Source organism: Bacillus sp. SIMBA_154, assembly GCF_046536015.1.
Taxonomy (GTDB): domain Bacteria; phylum Bacillota; class Bacilli; order Bacillales; family Bacillaceae; genus Bacillus; species Bacillus pumilus_P.
This window is the reverse complement of sequence record NZ_JAWJBV010000001.1, coordinates 145,863-167,215: the sequence shown is the minus strand read 5'-3', so window position 1 is coordinate 167,215 and position 21,353 is coordinate 145,863. Positions and strand designations below refer to the sequence as shown.

At 42.3% G+C, this 21,353-nt stretch carries 24 protein-coding genes; 4 read left to right on the top strand and 20 right to left on the bottom strand.

The features are described from left to right. Window positions 1-44 precede the first annotated feature (44 nt). Window positions 45-1,289: a DNA polymerase IV gene (locus tag R0K30_RS00955; protein ID WP_230030364.1), complete on the bottom strand. Its 1,245-nt coding sequence runs from the start codon at window positions 1,287-1,289 to the stop codon at window positions 45-47. 149 nt (window positions 1,290-1,438) lie between these two features. Then, window positions 1,439-2,431: a carbon-nitrogen hydrolase family protein gene (locus R0K30_RS00950; RefSeq protein WP_099726715.1), complete on the bottom strand. Its 993-nt coding sequence runs from the start codon at window positions 2,429-2,431 to the stop codon at window positions 1,439-1,441. A gap of 181 nt (window positions 2,432-2,612) precedes the next feature. Here R0K30_RS00950 and R0K30_RS00945 point away from each other — a divergent pair, with 181 nt between their 5' ends. Next, window positions 2,613-2,894: a hypothetical protein gene (locus tag R0K30_RS00945; protein ID WP_099726714.1), complete on the top strand. Its 282-nt coding sequence runs from the start codon at window positions 2,613-2,615 to the stop codon at window positions 2,892-2,894. A 27-nt stretch (window positions 2,895-2,921) separates the two neighbouring features. Next, a complete protein-coding gene (locus tag R0K30_RS00940) occupies window positions 2,922-3,740 on the top strand; it encodes a membrane protein insertase YidC (protein WP_230030365.1) in 819 nt (272 codons plus the stop codon). Window positions 3,741-3,776: 36 nt separating this feature from the next. Here the strand turns inward: R0K30_RS00940 and R0K30_RS00935 are convergent, their stop codons facing one another. The 4 genes from R0K30_RS00935 to mce are packed head-to-tail and all read right to left on the bottom strand — an operon-like array spanning window position 3,777 to window position 7,272. Continuing rightward, window positions 3,777-4,241 carry a chemotaxis protein CheW gene (locus R0K30_RS00935; RefSeq protein WP_099726712.1) on the bottom strand — a complete coding sequence of 155 codons (465 nt, stop codon included), beginning with the start codon at window positions 4,239-4,241 and terminating at the stop codon, window positions 3,777-3,779. Between the two features lie 14 nt (window positions 4,242-4,255). Beyond that, window positions 4,256-5,377 (bottom strand): tripeptidase T, encoded by a 1,122-nt coding sequence (locus R0K30_RS00930; RefSeq protein WP_410608613.1) that lies wholly within the window; start codon window positions 5,375-5,377, stop codon window positions 4,256-4,258. Window positions 5,378-5,393: 16 nt separating this feature from the next. Beyond that, window positions 5,394-6,863 carry an acyl-CoA carboxylase subunit beta gene (locus R0K30_RS00925; RefSeq protein WP_180275485.1) on the bottom strand — a complete coding sequence of 490 codons (1,470 nt, stop codon included), beginning with the start codon at window positions 6,861-6,863 and terminating at the stop codon, window positions 5,394-5,396. Next, a complete protein-coding gene (gene mce, locus R0K30_RS00920; RefSeq protein ID WP_099726710.1) occupies window positions 6,850-7,272 on the bottom strand; it encodes a methylmalonyl-CoA epimerase in 423 nt (140 codons plus the stop codon). The genes R0K30_RS00925 and mce overlap by 14 nt, the downstream gene beginning before the upstream one ends. Window positions 7,273-7,373: 101 nt before the next feature. Between mce and prli42 the strand changes: the two genes are divergently transcribed. Further along, a complete protein-coding gene (gene prli42, locus R0K30_RS00915; RefSeq protein ID WP_149865350.1) occupies window positions 7,374-7,466 on the top strand; it encodes a stressosome-associated protein Prli42 in 93 nt (30 codons plus the stop codon). Window positions 7,467-7,504: 38 nt separating this feature from the next. Here prli42 and R0K30_RS00910 read toward each other — a convergent pair whose 3' ends face one another. From R0K30_RS00910 to R0K30_RS00885, 6 genes are all read right to left on the bottom strand, one after another. After that, on the bottom strand, window positions 7,505-8,014 hold the full coding sequence (locus R0K30_RS00910; protein WP_099726709.1) for a L,D-transpeptidase: 510 nt from the start codon (window positions 8,012-8,014) through the stop codon (window positions 7,505-7,507). A gap of 53 nt (window positions 8,015-8,067) precedes the next feature. Then, a complete protein-coding gene (locus tag R0K30_RS00905; protein WP_410608609.1) occupies window positions 8,068-9,021 on the bottom strand; it encodes an aromatic acid exporter family protein in 954 nt (317 codons plus the stop codon). A 120-nt stretch (window positions 9,022-9,141) separates the two neighbouring features. Continuing rightward, window positions 9,142-9,864 (bottom strand): arginine ABC transporter ATP-binding protein ArtM, encoded by a 723-nt coding sequence (gene artM, locus R0K30_RS00900; RefSeq protein ID WP_099726707.1) that lies wholly within the window; start codon window positions 9,862-9,864, stop codon window positions 9,142-9,144. After that, window positions 9,857-10,510, bottom strand: a complete 654-nt coding sequence (artQ, locus tag R0K30_RS00895; RefSeq protein ID WP_008358556.1) for an arginine ABC transporter permease ArtQ — start codon at window positions 10,508-10,510, stop codon at window positions 9,857-9,859. Before artQ ends, artM begins: the two co-directional genes overlap by 8 nt. Window positions 10,511-10,636: 126 nt before the next feature. After that, window positions 10,637-11,401, bottom strand: a complete 765-nt coding sequence (locus R0K30_RS00890) for a transporter substrate-binding domain-containing protein (protein WP_410608606.1) — start codon at window positions 11,399-11,401, stop codon at window positions 10,637-10,639. A 196-nt stretch (window positions 11,402-11,597) separates the two neighbouring features. Continuing rightward, window positions 11,598-12,035, bottom strand: a complete 438-nt coding sequence (locus R0K30_RS00885) for a BrxA/BrxB family bacilliredoxin (RefSeq protein WP_099726705.1) — start codon at window positions 12,033-12,035, stop codon at window positions 11,598-11,600. A 167-nt stretch (window positions 12,036-12,202) separates the two neighbouring features. On the opposite strand from R0K30_RS00885, the gene R0K30_RS00880 reads away from it, so the two are divergent. Continuing rightward, the gene (locus R0K30_RS00880; RefSeq protein WP_099726704.1) at window positions 12,203-13,096 is read left to right on the top strand and encodes a YegS/Rv2252/BmrU family lipid kinase; all 894 of its coding nucleotides are present in this window, start codon (window positions 12,203-12,205) and stop codon (window positions 13,094-13,096) included. Between the two features lie 15 nt (window positions 13,097-13,111). Here R0K30_RS00880 and R0K30_RS00875 read toward each other — a convergent pair whose 3' ends face one another. The 8 genes from R0K30_RS00875 to yqiS all read right to left on the bottom strand — a co-directional run bounded on the left by R0K30_RS00875 (window position 13,112) and on the right by yqiS (window position 21,339). Further along, window positions 13,112-13,405, bottom strand: coding sequence for a YesK family protein (locus tag R0K30_RS00875; RefSeq protein ID WP_099726703.1), 294 nt, complete (start codon window positions 13,403-13,405; stop codon window positions 13,112-13,114). Between the two features lie 70 nt (window positions 13,406-13,475). Next, window positions 13,476-14,732, bottom strand: coding sequence for a dihydrolipoamide acetyltransferase family protein (locus tag R0K30_RS00870; protein WP_410608603.1), 1,257 nt, complete (start codon window positions 14,730-14,732; stop codon window positions 13,476-13,478). A gap of 18 nt (window positions 14,733-14,750) precedes the next feature. Continuing rightward, entirely contained in the window at window positions 14,751-15,734 is a 984-nt protein-coding gene (locus R0K30_RS00865; RefSeq protein ID WP_099726701.1) for an alpha-ketoacid dehydrogenase subunit beta, read from the bottom strand. Between the two features lie 12 nt (window positions 15,735-15,746). Beyond that, window positions 15,747-16,739: a thiamine pyrophosphate-dependent dehydrogenase E1 component subunit alpha gene (locus tag R0K30_RS00860; RefSeq protein WP_099726700.1), complete on the bottom strand. Its 993-nt coding sequence runs from the start codon at window positions 16,737-16,739 to the stop codon at window positions 15,747-15,749. Between the two features lie 17 nt (window positions 16,740-16,756). Beyond that, window positions 16,757-18,181 carry a dihydrolipoyl dehydrogenase gene (gene lpdA, locus R0K30_RS00855; protein ID WP_410608600.1) on the bottom strand — a complete coding sequence of 475 codons (1,425 nt, stop codon included), beginning with the start codon at window positions 18,179-18,181 and terminating at the stop codon, window positions 16,757-16,759. Continuing rightward, on the bottom strand, window positions 18,171-19,292 hold the full coding sequence (gene buk, locus R0K30_RS00850; protein ID WP_099726698.1) for a butyrate kinase: 1,122 nt from the start codon (window positions 19,290-19,292) through the stop codon (window positions 18,171-18,173). The genes lpdA and buk overlap by 11 nt, the downstream gene beginning before the upstream one ends. Window positions 19,293-19,325: 33 nt before the next feature. Then, entirely contained in the window at window positions 19,326-20,420 is a 1,095-nt protein-coding gene (gene bcd, locus R0K30_RS00845; RefSeq protein ID WP_249705708.1) for a branched-chain amino acid dehydrogenase, read from the bottom strand. A gap of 25 nt (window positions 20,421-20,445) precedes the next feature. Beyond that, window positions 20,446-21,339 (bottom strand): phosphate butyryltransferase, encoded by an 894-nt coding sequence (gene yqiS / locus R0K30_RS00840; RefSeq protein WP_099726696.1) that lies wholly within the window; start codon window positions 21,337-21,339, stop codon window positions 20,446-20,448. Window positions 21,340-21,353: the final 14 nt, after the last annotated feature.

Genomic DNA, 21,353 nt, shown 5'->3' with positions numbered 1-21,353 from the left:
CTTTGAAATTACCACAACATCACCTCTTTTATCAAGTTTTCAGGCTAGTCATTTCCTCTTTCGTCCTGAAAAAAGTCTTTATTAAAACTTGTACCGCTTGTTTTGCTCTCTTTTTCCTTAATGGTCATCCCTCTTTGAATCAATGGCTTTCCATACTTTTCTTTGAGGTCGTCTAAAATGGATTGGAGCGGCTCTTCTTTTGCATCTTCTGTATAAGAAAATAAATCAAGCTGCTTGACGGCTGATTTTCGTTCTACAAGATCTGTCCCCGTCACACCTAAGAGCCTTACTGGCTGGTCATTCCAATGCTTAAGGAATAACTGCTTTGCCGCCTCAAATAGATCTTCCTTTCGATCGGTTGGATTCGTGAGCATGACGCTTCGTGTGATATTTTTCCAGCTAGCATACCGAATCATAATGAGCAGCCGATTCGCCATCACTTCTTTTCTCCTTAATCTTGCGCTCACGGATTGTGACAGTTTTTCGATTAAAGTGACGAGCTCATCTGTATCGTCAGAATCATGCGGAAGGGTTGAAGAATTGCCGACGGATTTAAATTCATATATCCTGTCAGGATCAACGATACCGTCATGCTCACCATTCGCCTTTTGTTTTAATCTCGGCCCATTGATACCTAACAATTCTTTTAACGCATACTCATTTGCTTTCGCTAAATCTTCAATGGTATGAATTCCGATCGTTTTCAATTTATCTGCCGTTTTTTGCCCAACACCATGCATGTCACCTGCTGGCAGCGGCCAGAGCATTTGCGGGACATCTCGTTTACGCAAAATGGTGATACCCATTGGCTTTTTCCAATTAGACGCCATTTTGGCTAAAAATTTATTCGGTGCAATGCCGATACTTGAAGGAAGCATGAGCTCTTCTACTAGCCTCGTTTGAATATCATGAGCGGTTTTCACTGCATGTTCGGCATATGGCGTATGCGTTAAATCAATATAGCCTTCATCAATCGATACTGGTTCAACTAAATCGCTATATTCTCTTAGTATCGTAAACATTTCTTGTGAGGAGCTGCGATATCGGTCAAAGTTTGGCGTACGGACAATCAGTCCAGGACAAAGCCGCTTCGCTTCCCACAATGGCATCGGCGGCTTCACACCTAATGCCCTTGCCTCGTAGCTGCACGTCACAACAATCCCTTTACGCTCTTTCGCATTTCCGCTAATGGCTAAAGGTTTCCCTCTCAGAGAAGAGTCATACGCCATTTCTACATTGGCATAAAAAGCATTCATGTCTATGTGAAAAATAATATTTGACATTGGCATAACCCCATTCTCTTGTCTACCTATATTTTGAATCAGTTCAGAATGAATCAATCATTACAGATTCCCTTTTATACTCAATTATACATTGATTTGATTCACCTTTCCTCAAAAAAAACCTTCTCCTAAGAAAGAGAAGGCTCCACGTTCATTTAAACTTTTTCTTCAAGTATACCATTTTGATATTGAATATCCTCATATGTTAACACTTCATTTTGACTATGGTAGAAATGTTTAACAACCGGCGTGGGCTGTTGATTAAAATTCATACTCAAACTTTGATTAGAGTAGTGTCCAGCCGGATCAATATAATATTTAAAATCAATCACTCTTTCCACATCAATTTCAGCGTAAGCAATCCCCTCTGTTTCAGCTGGAACCATATCACTGATCGGTTCTCCATCCGGACCGTAAATGCACGTATGCCCACTCTTAAATGTTTCAAAGTAATCTCTTTGCTCCTGTGTTAAACAAATTTTCTCTTTCATTTCCTCAGTATAGATAGATGAAGTCATCAGCACAAATGTCTGTGTCGCGATGGCATAATATCTGCTTGAAATTTCATCATCAAAATAGCCTGGCCAAGATGCAACATGTACCTGTTCATTTTGAGCATTCATCGCCATAAGATCTAACGGCACTTGATGCTCCCAACACATCAACCCACCAAGATTTCCAATCTCCGTTTGAAAAACCGGCATCATACTTCCGCTTCCATCACCCCAAATGAGTCTTTCTGCTACAGAAGCTCTCATTTTTCGATGTTTTCCTATTAAATCTCCATTTGGATTAAACCAAAGCTGTGCTAAATAGAGAGAGCCTCCATCTTTTTCACTGCACGATATACAAACGTACGTTTCATTTCTTTTCGCTGCCTCACTTATTTTTTGAATGGCTAAGCTGGGGATTTCCACTGCGTTTTTATACAATTCATGATAGAACTTTCTTGTATATTCTGGATGACCAATAAAAGCAAACCAAGGATAACCAGGCAAAAATGCTTCTGGGAATGCCACAAGCTTTGCACCATTTGAAGCTGCCTCGTCAATCATTTCACATGATTTGTCAACTGTTGCCTCCAAATTTAAATAGATGGGTGCTGCTTGTACCGCAGCTGCTCGAAATTTAGGGTAAATGCTTGTCATATTTCAAAACCTCCATTTCTTCTATTCCACTTAATTATAAGATAGGAATTATGAAGTTTGGATGACAATTACCATTTTAGTTAAAATAAGGATTTTTATTCAATGAAACAAACACGTGGTTCTGTTAGACATTTAACAATGTGTATAGTACACTGTGAGTAATGAAATGGATGTGATAATCATGATTATTGATACATTCAATGAAGTCTTTTTCCTTGTTGAATTCTTTACGATTATTCTTCCAGCACTGACGGCCATCGGCATTGCGTTTTTATTAAAAGATTGCCGAATGAACGAGCACCTTGGTGGACATCGTTTGGAAGAGTTGGACGCATCTTGCTTGAATCGAACAGACTTTCTGTTTATCATATATGATCGCATTACAACTTGGATTAGTAAAGTCATTCGAATGAAAAGATCATCAAATGATGATGAAGACCATTCGCTTCCTCTCTCTAATTAATTTTTTAAAAAATGAGGAGGAAACGAATTGAAACGTTTATTGACTATTTGTACGACTTTATGTTTAATGATGATTGCCTCACCTGCATTTGCGGCAAGTGCGCAAACGAATACGAGCTCTGATGGGTTTTTCCATCATTATTTTGTCCAGCCTTTTTCTGAGTTGATCATTTGGCTTGCGAACTTCTTTCATGATGATTATGGCTTATCCATTATGTTTGTAACACTCATTGTACGCCTGCTCATTTTCCCGCTTTTTGCGAATCAATTTAAGAAACAAAAAGTCATGCAGGAGAAAATGGCATTGATCAAACCTCAGATTGACCAAATACAAAGCAAATTGAAGAAAACGAAAGAACCTGAGAAACAAAAAGAACTGCAAATGGAAATGATGAATATTTACAAAGAGAACAACGTGAACCCGCTGGCGATGGGCTGTCTGCCTATGCTGATTCAAATTCCAATTGTTCTCGGCTTTTACTCGGCTATCCGCTCAACACCAGAGATCGCAACGCATTCGTTCTTATGGTTTAACTTAGGACAAACTGATGTATTCGTAGCGATCTTTGCAGGCGCTATGTATTTCTTACAATTTTATGTCACGCAAAGATATGCGAAGCAATCAGGCACCCAAACAGAGGCTGCGCTCAAGCAGGCCAAAATCATGGGCATGATTTTTCCTATCATGATGCTATTTATTTCAATCAATGCCCCTGCTGCTCTTCCTTTATACTGGATGACAAGCGGACTATTACTCACGATTCAGACGATTATTTTAAATGTGATGTACCAAAAGTCAAAAACGAAAGCTGAGGCAAACGATCAAGTCAAGCCCGCTGCTGAATAAAAATAGGCCCCTTATCCTTTGATAAGGGGCTTTTCTTTAAGCCAATTCTTCTTTCATTCGCTCTGGCAATTGATCGAGGTCCTCAATTTTCCCAAGAAACTTACTTGGGTCGACTTGTAAAATCATCTTGTTCTCTCTCTCCACAACGCCGAAGAAATATTCAGATGCTTTTGTGTTCATATGAAATGGCTTGATCTCGCTTAGCTCGATATCAATGATATCTTTTGCATCTGAGACAAGGCAGCCAATCATTTGATCGTTTAATTCAAATAGTAAAACCTTGGACTGTTCGTTCACATCAAGAGACTTTCCGTGAAGCATCACACCTGTGTCGCTGACTGGAATAACCTCTCCTCTTAATGACATGAGTCCTTTAATCTCTTTTGGAAGGTTCGATACTTCTTGTAAATAAGGGACCTTCTCAATCGACCGAATATGCTCTACACTGATGCCAAAATCCTCTTGTCCCACCTGGAAAATAATGATCTTTTGCGTGCTCACAGAGTCTCCTGCCTTTACGATGGATTTGTCGTTTCTTCGATAATGGCGAGAACCATTTCAGCTGTTTTGACTAATTCTTCAATCGGCATTTTCTCATTTTTCGTATGAATATCTTCATATCCAACAGCTAGGTTGACGGTTGGGACGCCGTTCCCGGCAATGACGTTTGCATCACTGCCTCCACCGCTTGTCTGTAGTTCTGAAGGACGGCCAATTTTCGCAGCCGCTTTTTTCGCCACTTCTACGACTTGATCGCCGTGAGAGAATTTGAAGCCTGGATACATGATGTCAATTTGTACATCGGCACTTCCGCCCATTTCTTTAGCGGTTTTTTCAAAGGCTTCTTTCATCTTTGCTACTTGTGTTTCCATTTTTGCAGGTTCTAAAGAGCGTGCCTCAGCAAGAATATCGACTTGATCGCAGACAATATTCGTTTGCGTTCCGCCTTCAAAACGGCCGATATTCGCCGTTGTTTCTTCATCAATGCGGCCAAGCGGCATGCTGGCAATCGCTTTTGATGCAATCGTAATCGCAGACACGCCTTTTTCAGGTGCTACACCTGCGTGAGCTGTTTTTCCATAAATGGTTGCGCGTACTTTTGCCTGTGTTGGCGCAGCCACGATAATCGTACCGACCTTTCCATCTGAATCAAGAGCATAGCCATATTTCGCTGTCATTCGTTTTGGATCTAACGCTTTTGCTCCAACAAGTCCTGATTCCTCACCTGCCGTGATGACAAATTCAATCGTACCATGAGGCAAATTCTTCTCTTTCAGCACGCGGATGGCTTCAAACATAGCAGCAAGTCCTGTTTTATCGTCAGCACCAAGAATGGTTGTTCCATCTGTTTTCACATATCCGTCTTCAATGACTGGTTTTACGCCATTCCCTGGAACAACAGTGTCCATATGAGAAGTGAAATAGATCGTATCCGCCTTTTGATTACCTTCCAGTGTGCAGATCAGATTACCTGCACCGTGGCCAGTTGTCGCTTTTGAATCGTCTTCAACCACTTTAAGACCAAGCTGCGTGAATTTTTCTTTTAATACTTCAACAATTTTTTCTTCGTGTTTTGTTTCCGAATCAACCTGTACAAGTTCTAAAAATTCGTCTAGTAAGCGTTTCTCATTGATCATGATGGTGCTCCTCCTCTTATAGCGGCATGTTGCCATGCTTTTTTAACGGTCTATCTTCTTCTTTACTGCGAAGCAGGTCAAATGAGCGAATCAATCGCTCTCTCGTTTCAGCTGGCGTTAAAATATCGTCTACCAGTCCTGACTGAGCCGCTTTCAATACACTCGGTTCTTTGTCAAACTCCCGCGAAGCAGGATGAACAATTTCGTCTGCGAACGTTTTTCCCATGACATCAATTTCTGCCTCTGGCCATGCATAAACAAAGTCAGCGCCTAAGCCCTTACTATTCATAGCGACATATGCACCGCCAAACGCCTTTCTTAAAATCACGGTGATTTTTGGAACTGTCGCCTCTGCGTACGCATATAAAAGCTTCGCGCCGTGCCGAATAATTCCCGCATGCTCGGCTTTCTCCCCTGGTAAAAACCCAGGAACGTCCACAAGAGTTAAGATGGGAATATGAAACGCATCGCAAAACCGAATAAACCTGGCCGCTTTATCAGCAGCATCAAGATCAAGGCTTCCTGCCAGCACCTTTGGCTGATTGGCGACAAGACCAATCGAAGACCCTTGTAATCTGGCAAAACCTGTGACGATATTTTTCGAGAAACAAGGCTGCGTTTCAAAGAATGAGCCGTGATCCGTTATCGCTGTCACCACTTGTTTGACATCATAGGTGCGTGATGGATCCTTTGGCAAGATGTCGCCTGGATCGATGGCATCATACTTTCGTGCCTCTCTATGAATGACAGCCTGTTGTTTCGTTGGTATGTACGTTAAAAGAGTTCGAACCGCTTTTAACACGTCTCTCTCATCTTTCCCAGTATAGTGCACATTCCCGCTTGTCTGATGCTGAACACTTGCACCGCCAAGCCGGTCAGGACAGACCGTTTCTCCTGTTGCCTTTTCTAAGACTTTCGGACCAGTTAAAAACATATGGGCTGTTTGCTCCGTCATGAAGACAAAATCAGTCAATGCAGGAGAATAAACTGCACCTCCAGCACATGCGCCTAAAATAACGGATATTTGCGGGATTTGACCAGAGTACAACACGTTTCGTTTAAAAATCTGACCGTATCCTTCTAATGATACCACACCCTCTTGAATTCTCGCACCACCTGAGTCTTTTAGACCGATGATAGGCATTTGATTTTTAGCCGCCAGATCCATTAAAGAGGCAATTTTTTTGGCATGCATTTCGCCTAACGAGCCCCCATATACGGTCGCATCTTGTGCATAAACACATACGGGCCTTCCATGAATGAGTCCCGTTCCAATGACGACGCCGTCACCTACATGCTCTGACCTGTGACCTTTTGCAAATGGCTGAATTTCCATCAAGCTGTGCTGGTCAAGAAGGTCATGCAGCCGCTGACGAACAGTCAGCTTTCCTTTGTTTCGGTGGGCCGCTAATCGTTTTTCACCACCGCCCTTTAAAGCCTTCTCTCGCCATTCGGACAAGTCATTGAACGATTCATTCATCGCCATATTTCTCTCCTTTCAAGGGCTCACACAATTCAACTAACACACCGGATGTTTCTTTTGGTGAAATAAACGCGATACGCTTTCCGCTGGCACCCATTTGTGCTGTTTTTTGAAAAAGCTGCACGTCTAAGTGATCAAGATGGCTAAGATCAGCCTGAATGTCATCTGACTTTAATGCGATATGATGAAGACCCTCTCCTCTTTTTGTTAAGAAGGTATGTAATTTGCTATGATCTGCCATCGGTTCAATCAATTCAATGTGCAGGTCACCAAGTGAAGCGAAGGACGCCTTAATCTCTTGTTCAGGAATTTCTTGTATGTCTGAAAATTGCCAGTTAAACAGCTGATGAAGCGTTTGACTTGTTTCTTTAATAGAAAAGACAGCAATGGCGATATGATCGATTTGGTTCATTTGTTCACTTCCTTTGTTGATCACTTGTCGCGTACGAAAAAACGAGCTAGAATAAAGAAAGGTGCGCTCGTCGCAAAAATCTTCCGTAATAGGGGTGCGATATGTCTCAGAAATTCATGAAATTTATGGTATTGCTCATGATTAGCTTGCTGTTAATTTCTTCACTATTAGCAGGAGCGGCAACCTTTTTATAAGGTTTTGATAAAAGCAGACAAGCAGGTGGTTCGTTCGATCAACGAATGGCCTGTTTGTCTTTGGCTAGCTTTTCAAATGAATCGCTTGATTTTGTAATCCACACCTTTGTTCCAATTGGAAGCTGGTCAAACAGTCGTTCTACATCTTGATTATGAAGTCTCACACAGCCTGCCGTGATAAATTTCCCTATCGATGTTTCGTCGCTTGTTCCATGAATCCCATAGGTTCTTCCATCTGTCCCTCGTGCATCAAATCCAATCCACCTTCGGCCAAGAGGATTATTCTTCGCACCGCCTTCAATATTCTTTCTTCTGTAATAAGGATCTTTCGCTTTAATCATAATGGTAAATTCACCTTCTGGCGTTAACTCAACTGTTTTCCCTGTAGAGGCAGGATATACGTTTTGGATTTTTCCTTGATCAATAAAGGCAAGTTCATTCGTTTGTTTATTAATAATGACAAATGGGTCTCCGGGAAGCGGGTTCTGTCCAAGCGGCCAAATAGGCGAAAGGGACATGGTCAGCACGATATAAAATAAAAGACGCATAGGCTCCTCCTTTTTTCATTAGATTGACCAATGAAGGAGGAACTCATGCGTCTCTATTCTTTCATGCCTTTAAAATAGCTTTTCAGCACTAAATATTGTTCCATTTCCCCGAGGAAATGAAAGAGTGCGGCTCTTGCCTCAAATTCTTCTCGTGTTTGCGGAAGCGGGAGGCCATCGAACTCTTCTTTCATATCAACCAAGCGTCTTAAAAACTTATGCGCCGTGTTACCTGGGTGAATATGTTCGCGCAAGTCTCTGACGTATTCTGCAATAATTTGCCCATGCTCCGTTGTGATGGAAATAGACGTAATTTTCGGAAGAACGCGCTCAATGATTTCAAATTGCTTTTGTCTCATGTTGAAATAATGATAATACAGATTTTCATGCCTTAGCACATGGTTTTCAACATCACGATATGCGAGAGCTTTCGCTTCTTTGATCAATTGGTGTGTTTCTGGTATTTCTTTCCCTGTCCAGTCTTGTTTCCCTGTCATTAAGTATTGCTCGATTTCTTCAAAGATTTTCGCAAAATTGGCTTCAATTTGTTCACTGTATCGTTTGAGCTTTTTATCGACACTTGGCATATACAGGTTCATAATGAGGGCTACCCCAACACCAATTGTGATCAGCAGCAGCTCATTCCAGATGAGCTGAAGGGTAATCCCGCCAGACATGTACAAATGAAGAATGATCACAGAGCTTGTGACAATCCCTTCTTTCATTCTGAGCAAAACGGTTGTCGGAATAAAGACGAGCAGCATTAGACCAATAACGAAAGGATGATAACCAATCAGATCGAAAAATAAATAAGAAAATAAGATGGCGAGACTGCATGCGGCAAACCGGGCGCCTGATGCTATCAGTGACCTTTTTTTCGTCACTTGAATGCAAAGGATCGTAATAATCCCGGCAGCTGAATAATTTTCCAAGCCAAGCATTTGTGCAATATAAATGGCTATAGCTGTTCCTAATGCTGTTTTCAGCGTTCGGTAGCCGATTTTAAACATGATGTGATTCACTCTTTTCTGTCTTGTTTCCATTCACTTTTGTGAAATGATGAACTTTTTTTACTTTCCCCATTATAATCAAAAAAAGAAGAAGATGTTAAGTCTCCTTCTCTTTTTTCTTTATAATATTTTTTGCAGAAAGTCTTGCGCACGCTGTGAAGACGGTGATTCAAAAAATTGCACAGGGTTCGCATCCTCCACAATTTTCCCGTCATCCATAAAGATGACGCGGTCAGCCACTTCTTTTGCAAAGCCCATTTCATGTGTGACGATCATGAGCGTCATTCCTGATTGAGCCAGCTCTTTCATGACCTCTAATACTTCCTTCACCATTTCAGGATCAAGTGCAGAAGTTGGTTCGTCAAACAGCATAATGTCTGGTGTCATCGCAAGCGCACGTGCAATGGCCACACGCTGCTTTTGACCACCGGACAAGCGGTTCGGGAAATCATCTTTTTTCTCTAAAAGCCCTACCTTTTTTAACAGATCCTCGGCTTGTTTGATACTGTCTTCCTTCGATTGATTCTTCACGTTCATTGGTGCATACGTAATATTTTCCAGCACGGTTTTATGCGGGAACAGGTGGAAATGCTGAAACACCATTCCAATGTTCTCACGTACTTTTAGTGCATTTGTTTTTGGATTTGTAATCTCCGTATCCTTAATCGTAATGACACCGGAAGTCGGCTTTTCAAGTAAGTTGATGCAGCGAAGGAACGTCGATTTTCCTGAACCAGATGGACCAATGACCGCGACTACTTCCCCTTCTTTAATGGTGGTGTCGATTCCTTTTAGTACTTCATTTTTGCCAAAAGATTTTGTGAGCTTCTCTATTTTAATCATTTGATTTTAACTTCCTTTCCACCGATTTGCCGACAAAGGTGAGAACAAGCACGATGACATAATAGATGAGACCCGCAAAAATAAGCGGTTCAAGATAATTATACGTGACGGCACCTGCTTGGTAGGCTCGTCTCATGACATCGCCCAGTCCAATGACTGTGACAATCGCTGATTCTTTTGTCAGTGTAATCGTTTCGTTCACAAGTGCAGGTGAAATATTTTTGAATGCTTGCGGAAGCAATAAGTCCTTCATCATTTTAGCATAAGGGATGCCTAAAGCAACGGCCGCTTCTTTTTGACCTTTATCAATGGCATTAATACCAGCTCGAATAATTTCAGATACGTATGCCGCCGAGTTGAGTGAAAATGCCGCTACAGCAGCCCAGTATTGATCGATTTGAAAGCCAAGTAGCTGAGGCAGACCAAAATAGATAATCAGAAGCTGAAGCACAAGCGGTGTGCCTCGGAAGATTGACGTATAAAAATCTGCAAGCCAAATGAGCGGCTTAAATACACTAATTTTGCAGAGTGTTAATAAAATTCCTAAGATAAAACCAAGAAAAAGTGACACCACTACAATAGAAAGCGTGACCTTAAGACCTTCTAAAATAAAGGGCATTTGAGGTATTACATCTTTAAAATCCATCATGATATTCTCCTTTTTTTGCCTTCATACGAAATCAAAGAATAAACAGGAAAAAGTTCAACACATGTTGAACTTTTCAGCGCTTACTACTTGATTTTCATGAATGACGCTGATCCTATTCCTGCATTATTTTTCATCAGCAAACCATTTTTTAATCAATTGATCAAGTTCGCCATTATCCTTCATTTCTTTTAAAGATTTATTGAATTTCGCTGTTAAGTCACTATTTTTTTTGAAAGCAATGGCTGACCCTTCGTTTGAGCTATTCAATCCAAATGCTTGAAATTCTTTTTCCTTTTTTAAGTAACCAGCAGCTACTTTATCTTCAATAATCGCTGCATCAAAGCGGCCTGCTTTGATCTCCTGAATGATATCAGAGATTTTATTACGATCTTCCACTGTTAAGTTATATTTCTTTTGCAAACCGTTTGCTTCATCCTGTTGAATAGAACCTAATTGAACGCCGACTGTTTTGTCTTTTAAATCTTTCTCTGCTTTCATTCCGCTAGATCTCTTTGATACAACCAAGTTTTCAGCATTGTAATAGACATCAGAGAAATCAACTTGTTTTTTACGTTTTTCTGTAGGTGTCATTCCTGCAAGGACAATATCAGCTTTGTTTGTTTTAAGTGCTGATACAAGGCTTGCAAAGTCCATATCTTGAATTTCTAGCTTGTAGACGTTCTTTTTCGCTAGTGCTGTTGCAAGATCTACATCGAAACCGACAACTTTATCGCCATCTTTTGATTCAAATGGCGGATAATCTGCTGATGTCGCCATGATGAGTGTTTTGTCGTCTCCTGATGCGTTTGAATTATTAGAAGAAGTTCCGCATGCTGCTAGGGCAGCTGCAAGACCAGCTGTCATAAGTAATAATAACCACTTTTTCATATGATGATGCCTCCCAGTATTTAAACTCATGTGTAGATTTGAATATTTATTCACTATAATGTATTTTAAACACTTTCTTTTTAAGATGCAATAGTATTTTGCTAAAATTGTTTTGATTCAATTGTCTTATAAAACAAAAAAACAGACCGATCAAAAGACCGACCTGCTTCATATTTATTCATTCAAAAGGTACATTTTATATTTCTTCGCAATGCTCATCGAAAGCGGCTTGAAGTTTTGACACAACTTCCATTGGTTCGTGTCCCTCAATTTCATGACGCTCTACCATTTTGATGATCTTACCATCCTTTAGTAGTGCAAATGATGGTGAAGACGGCGGGAAGCCTTCAAAGTATTCACGTGCTCTTGCCGTTGCCTCTTTGTCCTGTCCAGCAAACACTGTGAGCAATTGATCTGGACGCTTATCGTAATGAACAGAATAGCCAGCAGCTGGCCTTGCAATACCGCCAGCACAGCCGCATACTGAATTCACCATCACAAGTGCCGTGCCTTTTTTCGTTAGTGCTTCGTCTACTTCTTCAGCTGTTGTCAGTTCCGTGTACCCTGCCTGCTTGATCTCTTCTCTCGCTTGTTTCACAATATCATTCATAAATAAATTAAAATCAATATTCATTTCCGTCCACTCCTTCTACGTACCAAACCATTTTAACTACATCATATCAAGGAAAACGCCGGCGGGCAAATGTGTTGTCTCTCCCCATTCACTTTTTCCAAACATCGTTTATGAGCTGTGAAGTTGGGGAAAAGTGATGATAAAGAAATGAAAGGGAGAACTGCGTGATGGCACAATTCAAAAAAGCGATGCTTATTTATAATGGAAATGCTGGACAAAAAAACATGGAAAAAACGCTAGGTCAAACAGTGCCCCTTCTTTCTCTACATATTGATGAACTCATCCTTAAACCGACAAAACAACCAAATGATGCGTATCATTTCTGCCGCAGGATAGATGAAACGGTTGAATTGCTGATTATATTAGGAGGGGATGGAACCGTCCATGAATGTATAAACGGAATCGGCGGTTTAGCAAAAAGACCTGCTGTAGCGATATTGCCTGGCGGGACATGCAATGATTTTTCTAGAACGCTAGGCATACCTCAACAAATGCCAAAAGCTGCTCAAATGATTGTAGATGGCGCCCGAAAAAAGGTCGACTTAATCAAAGCAGAAGATCGATACCTTTTAAACTTTTGGGGAATCGGGCTTATTGCAGATACCTCTAATAATATTAATGACAAGGAAAAAGCCGTACTCGGCAAAATCAGCTACTTCACAAGCGCTCTTCGAACCCTTCAGCAAACAGACCCTTTTCACGTACGCATTGAAACCGAAGAGGAAAACTGGGAAGAGGAAGCTGTGATCGTGCTTGTGATGAACGGACAATTTATCGGTACAAATAAAATTGATTTGCCAAATGCAGCATTTGATGATGGAAAAGCCGAAATTTTAATTTGCAGAAGTACTAGTTTCTCTGCTTTAAAAGAGATATTTTCAATGAACCGAGAAGAGCTAGAGGATTTTACAGGCGACCTGTCTCTCATACAAGCGTCCCGCGTTCATATCCATACAAAACAGGAAATGGATGCAGATACAGATGGTGAAGTATACATGACAGCCCCCACTTCCCTCGAAGTATTAAAGCAGCATTTGACCTTTATTGTTCCAGCAGAATAAAAAAAGCGCCCGAGATCATTTAGATTCGGGCGTTTTTTTAATGTAGCGTCTGTATAAATATTCAAGTGCATACCCAAGCAGTGTGCCTAAAAGAAGTGAAAACCCTAAAAAGCTATTTGCTGCTCCTTTAAATCCACCTACAAGTAGCAAGCAGTACGCAATTTGAATGATCGAAACGATGGATATGATGAGTAGTAATCTTTCAGGATGATTCCGTGATTTGGAAATATACCGAAGAAAAGTGAACGCAATCGCTGTAATAAACATGAGGCCAATCGTTAAAAAAGCAAAAAAATCTAGTCCGGACATATCATCGCTCCTTTCTCATTGATGTGGAAATCCCCCTCTCATGATCGGGAGGGGGAAATTAAAATGGGTTTTAATAGACTGATGTCTGCTCGTCGATGCCTTCAAGGATTTGTTTAATTCTTTGAAGGAATCTGCCGCACACAAGACCATCAAGTACTCTGTGATCTAATGAGAGACAAAGGTTCACCATGTCTCTTGCCGCAATCATTCCACTCACAATCATTGGACGCTTCACGATCGATTCTACTTGCAAAATGGCCGCTTGCGGGTAATTAATGATTCCCATTGATTGTATGGAACCAAATGATCCCGTATTGTTTACGGTGAAGGTGCCACCTTCCATGTCACTTTGCTTCAGCGTTCCTTTTCTTACCTTGGAAGCAAGCTCATGAATTTCTTTGGCGATGCCCTTAATGGTCTTTTCATCAGCATCCTTAATCACTGGAACAAAAAGAGCGTCATCTGTAGCGACAGCAATCGAAACATTGATCGCTTTCTTTTGAACAATTTTATCTCCAGCCCACATGCTGTTCATTTCAGGGAATTCCTTTAAGCCCTGAGCCACTGCTTTGACAAAGAATGCAAAGAACGTCAAATTAAAGCCTTCTTTTGCTTTAAATTGGTCCTTTAGCTGATTTCTTCTTGTCACAAGGTTTGTCACATCAACTTCCATCATCGTCCATGCATGCGGAATTTCATGTTTGCTTCTCAGCATATTTGCTGCAATCGCCTGTCGGATCGGCGTGACGGGCAGCTCGACATCACCAGGCATTGAAGAGATGGAAGGAGCATCTTTTGCTTTTGACGGCTGCGGAGGCTCTGTTTGGACCACTCCTGAACTGACAGGTGCTGCCTTTTCTTTTACGCCTCCACCCTCGATGAGCTGAAGCAAATCTTTTCTTGTGATTCGGCCGCCTGCTCCTGTTCCTTGAACAGCCGCTAAATCAATTCCATGCTCATCTGCTAAACGAAGGACTGCTGGAGAGTAACGCTTCTTTTGACTTTGATCCACTTTTGTTTGATCCGCTTCAGGCGCTTCGCTTTGCTCAGGTGCCGCTTCTTCTTTTGCACTCTGCTGCGTGCTGCCTTCTACTTCAATTTCACAAAACACTTCTCCTACTTGAAGTGTTTCTCCTTCCTCAGCCGATAGCTTTGTAATCGTTCCTGTAAAGGATGACGGGACCTCTGCGTTCACTTTATCCGTCATCACTTCCGCAATAGGATCGTATTTATTCACTTGATCGCCAGGTGAAACGAGCCATTTGCTAATGGTTCCTTCTGTTACACTTTCACCTAGCTGAGGCATTTTCATTTGTTCAATTGCCACTTGGAACCCTCCTCTTTCTTAAAACGCTGCTAGCTCTCTCATTTCAGCTTCTACCTTATCCGGATTGACCATGAAGAATTTCTCCATTGTCGGGGCATATGGCATTGGCGGGATATCAGGTCCTGCTAGACGTTTAATAGGTGCATCTAAATCAAATAAGCAATGCTCCGAAATGATCGCCGCAACCTCACTCATAATGCTTCCCTCTTTTGTATCTTCCGTTAAAAGAAGAACTTTGCCCGTTTTTGATGCCGCTTCAATAATCGCTTCCTGATCAAGCGGGTATACTGTTCGCAAATCGAGAATATGAGCGGAAATTCCGTCTTTTGCAAGGCGGTCTGCTGCTTGCAGCGCAAAATGAACACATAGGCCATATGTAATGACCGTGATATCATCGCCTTCACGTTTCACATCTGCTTTTCCAATAGGAAGTGTATAATCCTCTTCAGGCACTTCTCCTTTAATGAGACGGTATGCACGTTTGTGTTCAAAGAACAATACAGGATCTGGATCACGCACTGCGGCCTTTAAAAGACCTTTTACATCATAAGGTGTAGAAGGCATCACAATCTTTAAGCCCGGCTGATTGGCAAAAATCGCTTCGACCGATTGTGAATGATAAAGCGCTCCATGAACACCGCCGCCATAAGGTGCACGGATGACCATTGGACAGCTCCAATCATTATTTGAGCGGTATCTAATTTTTGCAGCCTCAGAAATGATTTGGTTGATAGCAGGCATAATGAAATCGGCAAATTGCATCTCTGCAATCGGGCGCATTCCATACATCGCTGCCCCAATACCTACACCAGCAATGGCTGATTCTGCAAGTGGTGTATCCATCACGCGCGCTTCTCCAAATTGCTCGTAAAGACCCGCTGTCGCTTTAAATACGCCGCCTTTTTTCCCGACATCCTCTCCGAGCACAAACACTTTCGGGTCTCGCTGCATTTCTTCTTTCATCGCCAGTGTAATGGCGTCTATATATGACATAACAGGCATTTTTCTTCCCCCTTACTCCGCATACACGTAACGAAGTGCGCTTTCTGCTTCAGCATAAGCTGCGTTTTCCGCTTCATCAGTGGCTTCGTTTACGATTTGCATGATTTCTTTTGTCATCTCTTCTTTCATTTCAGAAGTCATGACGTTACCTTCGATTAAATACGTTTCATATTGGATGAGCGGATCTTTCTTTCTCGCTTCGAGCACTTCTTCTTTTTCTCGATAGCTTGAATCATCGTCATCACTTGAATGCGCAGTTAAACGGTAAGAAATAGCTTCAATCAATGTTGGGCCTTCGCCTCTCGCCGCACGATCTCTCGCTTCTTTGACAGCTGCATATACTTCAAGCGGATCATTTCCATCTACGGTGATGCCAGGCATTCCGTATCCAATCGCACGATCTGAAATGCGTTCACATGCCACTTGTTTGTCGTATGGAACGGAAATTGCGTACTTATTGTTTTCACACATGAAAATAACAGGCAGTTTATGCACAGCAGCAAAGTTGGCTCCTTCGTGAAAATCACCTTGGTTTGAAGAGCCTTCACCGAACGTGACAAAGCTGACAAAGTTTTTCTTCTCTAAACGTCCAGCAAGTGCGATCCCCACCGCATGAGGAACCTGCGTTGTGACAGGTGAAGATCCGGTCACAATTCGGTTTGATTTTTGTCCAAAATGACCCGGCATCTGTCTTCCGCCTGAGTTTGGATCGTCTTTTTTTGCGAAACCAGACATCATTAAATCTTTCGCTGTCATCCCAAATGCCAGGACAATCCCCATATCGCGATAGTAAGGTAATACATAATCTTCTTCTCTATTGAGCGCAAAGGCTGCTCCGACTTGCTGCGCTTCCTGCCCTTGACAAGAAATCACGAATGGAATTTTCCCAGAACGGTTTAACAGCCACATCCGTTCATCGATTTTTCTTGCTAGCAGCATTGTTTTATATATGTCAATTGCTTGTTCATCTGATAATCCTAATTCCTGATGACGCATGTTACTCATCATGTTTCCCTCCTTGATTAAAAATGGATCGCCTTACCGTCAACAGCAAGTGCTGCCTCGCCAATCGCCTCTGACAAAGTTGGGTGCGGGTGAATTGTTTGCCCCACTTCCCACGGCGTTGCATCAAGTACTTTGGCTAATCCAGCTTCAGATATCATATCTGTTACATGAGGACCAATCATATGAATCCCTAAGATATCATCTGTTTTTTGATCGGCAATGATTTTGACAAATCCATCAGACTCCCCAAACACAAGAGCTTTTCCAATCGCCATGAAAGGGAATTTCCCAATCTTCACTTCATACCCTTGGTCTTTTGCCGATTGTTCAGTGAGTCCAACACTAGCGGTTTCTGGGTGAGAGTAAACACATTTAGACACGAGCGTTTCATCGAGCGGCTTCGGTTCTTTTCCGGCCATATGTTCCACGGCAATCATGCCTTCGTGTGAAGCCACATGTGCCAGCTGAAGCCCGCCAATTACATCTCCTATCGCGTAAATATGTGATTCCTTCGTTTGATAATGTTCATTCACGACAATGCCATGCTTTTCTGTTTGGATCTCCGTATTTTCGAGCCCTATACCTTCAATATTTGGTACTCGGCCGACTGAAAGAAGGAGTTTTTCCGCTTCAAACAACTGAATGTCTCCGTCCTTTTCCGCTTGAATCTTGACGAAATTCTCTTGCTTTTGTATTGTATCTGGCAGTACCTTCGCATTTGTAACAAAGGTGATACCTTTTTTAGATAAAAGCTTTTCCATTTCTTTAGAAATGTCTTGATCTTCTGTTGGCAAAATGCGATCTGCATACTCGATTACAGTGACTTTCACCCCAAAATCATTCAGCATGGCTGCCCACTCGATCCCGATCACCCCGCCGCCGACAATCAGTATCGACTGAGGCAGCTCTTGCAGTTCAAGTGCATCATCTGATGTCAGGATGTGCGTTCCGTCTGCTTCAAGCCCAGGCAGCACGCGCGGTCGTGAACCTGTCGCAATGATGACCTGCTTTGGAATCAGCATTTCATTTTCATCCCCATTCGCCATTTCTACAGAGATGGTTCCTGGCATTGGCGAAAAGATAGATGGGCCAAGTATACGACCAAGCCCTTCGTATACATCAATTTTTCCTTGCTTCATTAAGTGTTTAACGCCGCCTGCTAGTTTTTCTACAATCTCTGCTTTTCTTTTCTGCACATTTGCAAATTGTAAGGCGATACCACTTGCCTCCACGCCGAAATCGGCCGCACGTTTAACCGTTTGATAAACTTCTGCACTTCTGAGCAGCGCTTTAGACGGAATACAGCCTTTATGAAGACATGTTCCTCCAAGCTGTGATTTTTCTACGACTGCTGTTTTCAATCCAAGCTGCGAGGCACGGATGGCCGCTACATAGCCGCCTGTGCCTCCACCAAGAATGACGAGGTCATATTCAGTTGCCATGACTTGTCACTCCTTTCTTTGTCCTTTGATCATTTGGGTATTCTTTCGGTGATTCTTCTTCTTTTAAAATACGAAGTGCACCTTCTGCTAAGGATTGCAATTCGTTTTCACCTGGATAGACAACGACATCTGAAATCCAGTCAATGTACCCTCTAATACTTGACGTAATTTGTTTGCTGTACGCAAGGCCGCCTGTTAACACAATGACGTCAACTGCTCCTTTCAAAACCGCACTAGCTGCACCAATTTCCTTTGCGATTTGATAGCACATCGCTTCATAAATAAGCGCTGCACGTTCATCTCCTGCTTCAATGATGCGCTCTACTTTGACAGCATCTGTCGTGCCGAGATAGCCCGCAAGACCACCTTCACCAATAATGCGCTTGAGCATTTCCTCTTGCGAGTATTCACCAGAAAAGCAAAGGTTGACGAGGTCACCGGTTGGAAGCGTACCTGCCCGCTCTGGGCTAAAAGGGCCTTCGCCATGAAGCCCGTTATTGACATCAATGACCTTTCCTTTTTCATGTACACCAATTGTGATACCGCCGCCCATATGCGTAATGATCATGTTCAAATCTTCGTAACGCTTTCCAAACGAAGCGGCTGTTTTTCTTGCGACCGCCTTTTGATTCAAGGCATGAAAAATGCTTTTTCTCTCAATCGTTGGCAGCCCTGAAATACGAGCAATTGGCTTTAGTTCATCCACTACAACTGGATCGACAATAAAAGCTGGGATATTCAGGCCGAGTGCAATTTCTCGTGCAATGATACCGCCTAGGTTGGACGCATGCTGTCCGGCATACCCTGCTTTTAGGTCCTCGACCATTTGCTCATTTACTTCATATGTGCCTCCTTCAATTGGGCGAAGAAGACCGCCGCGTGCACAAACTGCATCAAACTTTGAGATGTTCATCCCCTGTTCATGCAGGGTTTTCAGAATTGTTTCCTTACGAAATGAAAATTGATCAATGATATGAGGAAACTGCTTTAATTCCTCATCTGTATGTCTTAGTGTCGTTTCAAAGATGGACCGTTCATTATGAAACACACCGATTTTTGTTGAAGTAGAGCCAGGATTAATCGTGAGAATACGCCATTCTTTTGTTTGCAAAAACAAAACCTCCGTTTCAACTCATTCTTCAAATTAGCGACGACTTAAAATATGTTGACCATTTTGCAAGAATTGACTTCTTGATTTGCGCATTCTTTCAATTCGCTCTTCAGCCAATCGGTCTGCCGCTTTATAGGTTGGAATGGCATCACGGTTTGAAATTTCAATGACACGCTCAATATTTTGGTAAATGCCTTCGACTTTTTTCATTGCACGATCAGCATTATAACCGTAAAGCTCATCAGCAACGTTAATCACACCACCTGCATTGATGACATAATCAGGTGCATACACAATGCCCATTTCATGAATAAGATCCCCGTGATGAGTTTCTCTTAGCTGATTATTCGCTGCACCTGCAATGACTTTTGCCTTTAGTTTAGGAATCGTCATATCGTTAATGGTTGCACCTAGTGCACACGGCGCATAAATATCACATGCTTGATCATAAATATCGTCAGGGTCTACAGCTTTTGCACCGAAGTCTTCTACCGCTCGCTGAACAGAGTCTTTGTTGATATCTGTCACAATCAGCTGTGCGCCTTCTTCATGTAGATGTTTACACAGATTGTAGGCCACATTTCCAACACCTTGGACGGCAATCGTTTTTCCTTCTAATGAATCCGTCCCGAAAGCAGCTTTAGCAGCTGCTTTCATCCCTTTATATACACCATAAGCTGTGACAGGAGATGGGTTCCCGGAAGAACCAAACGCAGGAGAGATGCCTGTAACAAAGTCTGTTTCTTCATGGATAAGATCCATATCTTCTACAGTTGTTCCGACATCTTCAGCTGTGATATAGCGGCCATTCAGCCCTTGAATGTAACGTCCAAACGCACGGAACATTTCTTCATTCTTGTCTTTTCTCGGATCACCGATGATGACTGTTTTCCCGCCGCCAAGATTAAGCCCTGCTGCCGCATTTTTATAAGTCATCCCTCTTGCTAGACGCAAAGCATCTTCGATGGCTGCTTCTTCGTTTTCATACGTCCACATTCTCGTTCCGCCTAGTGCCGGCCCAAGTGTTGTATCATGAATCGCAATAATGGCCTTTAAGCCCGACTGCTCATCCTGACAAAATACAAGCTGTTCATAATCGTATCGTTCCATATATTTAAAAAGTTCCATTGTCTATTCCTCCTAATACTTCCGCTTAATTTGATGTACAGATAGCAAGTGCAATTGAATAGAGCTTACTTTCGGCTGAATCAGACCGGCTTGTTAAAGCGATCGGCGCCTTCGCTCCTGCCACTACAGCCCCAACCTTTGCATGCGCAAAGTAGATGAGAGATTTATAAAGGATGTTGCCTGCTTCAATTGTTGGCACAAGCAAAATATCTGCATGGCCAGCTACATCACTCGTAATATTTTTATGAGAAGCCGCCGTTTGAGAAATGGCATTATCTAAAGCAAGCGGCCCATCAATGAGGCAGCCAGAAATTTGACCTCTTCGATTCATTTGGGCAAGACTTGCAGCAGTCAGCGTCGAATCCATTGCTGGGTTGACTACCTCTACCGCAGATAACACCGCAACCTTTGGCATGTCGTTTCCGACAGCATGTGCTACTTGAACAGAATTGATCGTAATTTCTTTCAGCATATTTAAATCTGGCGCGATGTTCATCGCAGAATCTGTTACATAGATAAAACGGTCAAAGCCTGGCACTTCGAAGGCCGCGACATGTGATAGGACACTCGCTGTTCGAAGTCCGTATTCTTTATTCAGTACCGCTTTTAAAAGAATTGCTGTCGGGACATTCCCCTTCATCAAAATATCTGCATGCTTCTCACTTACTGCCTGTACAGCGATTTTGGCAGATTCTTCGGGTGAATCAGAATGAATAATATCTATCCAGTCTTCATTGATTTCATGCTGTTTGACTCGCTCCTTCAGGTTGCGTTTGTTCCCAACCAGCAGGAAGCGAGCGACCTTTCGTTCAATTGCCATATTGATGGCATGAAGCACTTCTTCGTCTTCTGCATGAGCCACAGCCGCTGTTTTATTCTGCAGCTGCGAGGCTTTGATAATCAGATCGTCCAGCTTCATACATGCCCACCTTT